The following is a 5876-nucleotide window of genomic DNA, read 5'->3' as shown; positions in this document are numbered from 1 at the left end:
ACTCCAGCAGCAACTCCAGCAGCAACTCCAGCAGCAACTCCAGCAGCAACTCCAGCAGCAACTCCAGCAGCAACTCCAGCAGCAACTCCAGCAGCAACTCCAGCAGCAACTCCAGCAGCAACTCCAGCAGCAACTCCAGCAGCAACTCCAGCAGCAACTCCAGCAGCAACTCCAGCAGCAACTCCAGCAGCAACTCCAGCAGCAACTCCAGCAGCAACTCCAGCAGCAACTCCAGCAGCAACTCCAGCAGCAACTCCAGCAGCAACTCCAGCAGCAACTCCAGCAGCAACTCCAGCAGCAACTCCAGCAGCAACTCCGGCAGCAACTCCAGCAGCTACTCCGGCAGCTACTCCACAGGCTACTACCCCGGTTGCAAGCCAAAACGATCTCTATAACCAAATGATCAATAACTGTGTCCAGATAGATCAACAAATGATGCAGCAATATGGTGTAAGTCCACAAAATCAAGCAGTAATGCAGCAACAATGGCAAAATGCGCAAAAAGACGGTAGTGTAAATACCAATGGATCCAATAGAAATAGCTGGACTGGGAACCAGATGTCCGGCAACTGGTCTGGGTCTGGGAACATGGATTGGTAAAGAGATAAGGTTTGAGTAGGACAGGCTGCTTACAATGGGGGCCTGTCCAATTTTATGTGTTTATGGAGAGCAAATCAAAACCTCAAGCACCCTACAAGAAAGTTGCATTTTGTTGAATTTACAAGGTTCAGATGTTTCGCCGCCAAAGCCAACATTCCAGGGCTGAGGTAATTCTACAAGTAGTTCATGCCTTAGCAGACTACTTTAACAAAAATGTTAAAAGTCTGTGACGTGGGCGTAAAATAATAACTTTATACTATATTTAACAATGTTAAAAGGAAAACATTGTTTTGGCAATTAAATGGAAAGTTTACGGAAAGGAGGAGTGATTTATGTTTGGCGGTTGGGGCTGTGGCTCATTTTATAGCGGCGGATTTTGGGGAATGGGGATACTTGGGATGGGAATCCAATTGCTTTTTTGGATAGTATTAATAGCATTAATTATATACTTATTTCGGAGGATAGGTTCTCGGGTTCATACACGAGGGTTTACCGGACAAGATCCGGCTTTGGATGTTTTGAATGAACGTTATGCCCGTGGTGAGATTGATTTGGAAGAATATCAAAAGCGAAAAAAAGAATTGCTACGGTAACAATGACCTACCCCTCAAAAAATATTCTCCCTTAACGAATAACTGAATGAAAACAGGGGGTGGTCAAAAGAAAGAAGTGAGTGTTTACATAAGTCTGCAAGTTAAGCGATGATACGAATTATAACATTGTTGTAATCAAAGGTTTAAAAAGGAAGGGTGATTTTTACATGAAAAACATTAAAAACACATTTTTGGTAAGTGCCTTATCACTTGGCTTAATGGTTGGTGCAGTCGGTTTGGTCAGTGCTGCCACCTCCAACATTACTAATGCTACTGCCGCTTCTGCAACGACAGTCAGTACACCAGTTGCAACGATAGATAGTATACCAGTAGCAACGATAGATAGTACACCGGTAGCAACAACAGTCAGTGCACCAGTTGCAACGCCAGTCAGTACATCAGTTGCAACGACAGCTGACACAAACGCGACCCAAAATAGTGGTAACCAAAATCAATCACCGCAAGGCAGTATACAACAAACTGCTCCTCAACCGTTGGTACCAACTCAACCAACTCCTCAACCGCCGGTACCGAATCAATCAAATCCAAATGGCTATGGTAACGGCTACGGTAACGGGTATGGCTATGGTTGCGGTTATTACGGTAACGGCTACGGTTGTGGATATTACGGCAACGGGGGTTGGTAAAGGATGACGTTGGAGTAGGATAGGTGGCTTACAATAAGTACCTGTCCTATTTTTTATACGTTTATGGTGGTCAAACCAAAACAGCAAAACCAAACAGCTCGCCTTTCAAGAAAATCGCATTTGTTAAATTGCAAGGTTCAGGTGGATACTGCCAATACCAACATAGATGCTGCAGAGCAGATATAGTAAGAACACTAGATCGGAATCATTCCAATAACGGTATACAGGTAAGGCCGGAAATGTAAAATACTTTTTGACCTACCCCTCAAAAAGTATTCTCCCTTAACGAATAACTGAATGAAAACAGGGGGTGGTCAAAAGAAAGAAGAGAGTGGTTAACATAAGTTTGCAAGTTAAGCGATGATACTGATTTAAAACATTATCGTGATAAAAGGTTTAAAAAGGAAGGATGATTATTTATGAAAAACATTAAAAACACATTCTTGGTAAGTGCCTTATCACTTGGTTTAATAGTTGGTGCAGTCGGTGTAGCCGGTGCTGCCACTTCCACGAACTATCAGCAACAAATAGCTGACTGGATTAAAAATGATCCTAATCCAATGGTTATGAACACGAATACCAGTGCTACCCCGGTTGCTACGCCAGTCGCTACGCCAGTCGCTCCTCCGGTTGCTACCCCGGTCGCTCCTCCTAGTACTAACAAAGTGACTCAACAAAGGCAACAAACTGCTCCCAAGCAACCGACGCAAAATTATAACAATGGATACAACGGATACAATGGAAATTGCTGGGATGGAGACCGAATGTCCGGTAACTGGTCTGGTAACATGGGTTGGTAAAGAAATGAGGTTAGAGTAGGGCAGGCGGTTTGCAATAGGCGCCTGTTCACTCATTTATGGGTTTAACTGGTCAGCTAATTAATATAACCCGAGAAAACTCACATTAAACAAACCCTTTAAAGAGATTCTAATGCAATTGACGGCTGTACGCAGGTAATCTATCTAGTTGCAGTTTTGACAGCCCAGCAGGCTACGTTAACAAAAATGTTAAGAATATGTGACGTGGGCGTAAAATGAAACCTCTATACTTAGCTTAACAACGTTGAAAGAGACCTTGCTTTATTGTGGATGTTTTGATGGAAAGTTCACGGAAAGGAGGAGTGAGTTATGCTTGGCGGTTGGGGCTCATTTTATGCTGGCGGATTTTGGGGGATGGGGATACTAGGGATGGCAATCCAATTACTTTTTTGGATAGTATTGATTGCCTTAATTATAAATATATTTCGGCGGATAGCTTCTCGGATTCTTATACGTCGAATTATCGAACAAGATAAGGCCTTAGATGTCTTACTTGGACGTTATGCCTGTGGTGAGATTGATTTGAAAGAATATCAAAAGAGGAAAAAAGAATTGCTACTGTAACAGTGGTGCCATGAATCATTTTAATAATATAAACCGGAAATGTAATTAATTAGTTATACCAGTTTCTTTCAAAGATTCCGTTACCTGTGAGATGTTAATCTTGAAAGGATGGAACAGAAGAATGAAGAACAAAATTATCCTTGTACTCTTTTTAATAATTTTTTCACTTTCGTTGTCAACTCCTGCCCAGGCAGCGCTGGGGAATGTTTTACTTAAGGTAGGATCCACGGGGGCAGATGTCGTAGAGCTACAGACAATACTTAATGATATGGGGTTTAATGTAGGGAAAGTGGATGGTATCTTTGGAAGTAAAACAAAACAGGGCGTGATAAATTTTCAACAGGCACATAGTTTGGTGGGCGATGGAATCGTTGGACCATTGACCATAAAGTCGCTCAATGAGGCTTATTTAGTAAAGCAGCGTCAGAATAAAGTCGATTCCATTATCGCTACTGCAAAACAATATCTTGGAGTTAAGTATCTATGGGGTGGGACTTCACCTCAAACTGGATTTGATTGTTCGGGGTATATTCAATATGTGTTTGCCCAAAACGGAATCACATTACCACGGGTTTCACGTGATCAATATACGGCAGGGAGCCAGGTTGCTTTTGAAGACCTTCAACCTGGAGATTTAGTTTTTTTCTCGTTTACTGGTGACGGTGTAGTAAGTCATGACGGAATTTATCTCGGCGATGGGCAATTTATCAATGCTTCGTCGTCTAAAGGGGTTACGGTTTATGTGATTGGACCGTACTGGAAATCCGTTTATGTTGGTGCCCGGCGAGTTTTTTAAAGAGCGAATTATTTTAACGATTCAGGGCAGGCGGCTTACAATGGACGCCTGTCCTACTCTTGTAGGTGTTTAAAATAGGAATAGATTTTTATGGGGTGTTTAGGGTGGATAAAAGGATAGAGAGGGAGATCTTCTTTTGCTAAATCATGAGCCTCCTGCACAAAATCGTACTCGGACTCTCTTTGACCTTATCGCGATTGGGCTTGTTGTGGTGATTTTGACGGCCATTCACTACACGAATTACCATTACGAAATGAATTATCACATTCTACTGCAATTCGCGTACTACCTCCCGGTGATTTATGCTGCCATGCGTTTTGGCCCTGCTGGGGGGATAATATCCAGCTTGGTCATTACGGTCCTCATCCTACCGTTGATGATATATCTCCAGGCAATGGCGCCATCTGCCATGTATATGCAGTGGGTGGAAATCGGCTTAATTAACGGAATCGGCTGGTTAACAGGATTCTTGATTGAACAGGAACGAAAGGCATCACGCAAACATCAGCTCGCTTTGCTAGTTCAGACGCAGTTGGTAGAAAAGTTAAAGCAAGAAGGGCAGGAACGTGAACGATTGGAGGGTGAGATCCGGCAAACGGAACGCTTAACGGCACTGGGGCATATGAGTGCCGGGTTGGCTCATGAAATACGCAATCCCTTGGGGATCATGAAAGTGAGCATCCAACTAATGGCGCAGGAAAAAAGTGACGATGGGGTTGTTTCAGAATATTGTAGAGTACTTATTGAAGAGTCTGAACGGTTAAATCGCTTGGTGAGCGAGTTTCTGTTCTTTGCCCGTCCTAAAGAGCTTGTGCGTGGGGGGATTCCGTTAGGGAAACTCTTGGACGAAGTAGTTACCTTGATCCGGCCTGCCCTGAGACAACATCACATTGAGTTGAAACAGGCACCAAGTCAGGTTGGCGAGCAAGAGGTTGTGGTGGATCCGGATCAGATTAAGCAAGTGATCCTAAATATTTTACTCAATGCAATCGATGCCCAGGGGGAAGGCGGTGTGATTCTGCTAGAAGGAGTTCGACAAGTTGGCTTTGTAGGATTCGCCGTCAGTGACGAGGGACCAGGTATCTCGCTGGATGTCATGCCCTATATTTATGACCCATTTTTTACGACGAAGGAAAAAGGTACAGGGTTGGGGTTATCTGTTGTGCACAGCATCCTTGATCAGCACGGGGGGAAGATATCCACTACGAATCGAAGGGATGGAGGGGTTCGGGTAGAAATACTGCTCCCCTCCATTTAATAGAAGTTTTTCTTACGTTGAAAATTAGTAAAATACGAGATTGGGGAAAACATTACATACTTTTACTTACTATTTTTTAATAACTACCCTCAAAAAAGCACAAACTGTTGCGAATAACTTACTGAAGAAGACAGGGGGTGGTCATTGGAAAAGAATCAAACAAAGCAAGGTCAAAAAAGCAAGCGCCATTGTAGTTTTTATGGATTTTAGTAATTAGTTTAAGGAAGGATGATTTTGATGAAAAGTTTAAAAAATACGTTAATGGTAAGTACATTATCTCTTGGGCTGATAATGGGAGCGGTTGCAGCAGTGAGTGCTGCTACATCAGCAACGTCTGTGGACCCTAGCACTACTGCAACTGTAACAACAACTACTCCTAGTGCAATCGTCATCCCAGCAACCGATCCAACTGCAACTGTTACCCCTGTAACCGACCCAGCTGCAACCGTCACCCCTACAACTGACCCAGCTACAACTGTTGCCCCTGCAACCGACCCAGCTACAACTGTTGCCCCTGCAACCGACCCAGCTACAACCGTTGCCCCAGCAACCGACCCAGCTGCAACCACTACTCCTGCAACCGACCCAGCTGCAACCACT

Annotated in this window: 8 protein-coding genes; 6 read left to right on the top strand and 2 right to left on the bottom strand. The window is 43.7% G+C overall.

Features of this window, described 5'->3' with window-relative positions; genetic code table 11:
* A partial coding sequence (locus JL57_RS33220) for a hypothetical protein (protein ID WP_291299559.1) occupies positions 1–325 on the bottom strand: 325 nt, incomplete at its 3' end.
* Positions 326–932: 607 nt separating this feature from the next.
* Here JL57_RS33220 and JL57_RS01015 point away from each other — a divergent pair.
* The 6 genes from JL57_RS01015 to JL57_RS00990 all read left to right on the top strand — a co-directional run bounded on the left by JL57_RS01015 (position 933) and on the right by JL57_RS00990 (position 5276).
* On the top strand, positions 933–1193 hold the full coding sequence (locus tag JL57_RS01015) for an SHOCT domain-containing protein (RefSeq protein ID WP_034140195.1): 261 nt from the start codon (positions 933–935) through the stop codon (positions 1191–1193).
* A 167-nt stretch (positions 1194–1360) separates the two neighbouring features.
* Positions 1361–1840 carry a hypothetical protein gene (locus JL57_RS01010; protein ID WP_034140194.1) on the top strand — a complete coding sequence of 160 codons (480 nt, stop codon included), beginning with the start codon at positions 1361–1363 and terminating at the stop codon, positions 1838–1840.
* 419 nt (positions 1841–2259) lie between these two features.
* Entirely contained in the window at positions 2260–2640 is a 381-nt protein-coding gene (locus JL57_RS01005; protein ID WP_034140193.1) for a hypothetical protein, read from the top strand.
* A gap of 327 nt (positions 2641–2967) precedes the next feature.
* Positions 2968–3222, top strand: a complete 255-nt coding sequence (locus JL57_RS01000; protein WP_034140192.1) for an SHOCT domain-containing protein — start codon at positions 2968–2970, stop codon at positions 3220–3222.
* A gap of 121 nt (positions 3223–3343) precedes the next feature.
* Positions 3344–4018, top strand: a complete 675-nt coding sequence (locus JL57_RS00995; protein WP_034140191.1) for an NlpC/P60 family protein — start codon at positions 3344–3346, stop codon at positions 4016–4018.
* Between the two features lie 136 nt (positions 4019–4154).
* Positions 4155–5276: an ATP-binding protein gene (locus tag JL57_RS00990; RefSeq protein WP_034140190.1), complete on the top strand. Its 1122-nt coding sequence runs from the start codon at positions 4155–4157 to the stop codon at positions 5274–5276.
* Between the two features lie 218 nt (positions 5277–5494).
* Here the strand turns inward: JL57_RS00990 and JL57_RS00985 are convergent.
* Positions 5495–5876 (bottom strand): hypothetical protein (locus JL57_RS00985; RefSeq protein WP_034140189.1); only part of this gene is annotated, 382 nt, incomplete at its 5' end.

It is taken from the genome of Desulfosporosinus sp. BICA1-9, assembly GCF_000802135.1.
The sequence above is the reverse complement of the archived record's forward strand: the minus strand, read 5'-3'. Positions and strand labels throughout refer to the sequence as shown.

Bases quoted from the DNA above. Each gene is read 5' to 3' on its own strand.
- JL57_RS01015 (WP_034140195.1), top strand. From the start codon at position 933: ATGTTTGGCGGTTGGGGCTGTGGCTCATTTTATAGCGGCGGATTTTGG.
- JL57_RS01010 (WP_034140194.1), top strand. From the start codon at position 1,361: ATGAAAAACATTAAAAACACATTTTTGGTAAGTGCCTTATCACTTGGC.
- JL57_RS01005 (WP_034140193.1), top strand. From the start codon at position 2,260: ATGAAAAACATTAAAAACACATTCTTGGTAAGTGCCTTATCACTTGGT.
- JL57_RS01000 (WP_034140192.1), top strand. From the start codon at position 2,968: ATGCTTGGCGGTTGGGGCTCATTTTATGCTGGCGGATTTTGGGGGATG.
- JL57_RS00995 (WP_034140191.1), top strand. From the start codon at position 3,344: ATGAAGAACAAAATTATCCTTGTACTCTTTTTAATAATTTTTTCACTT.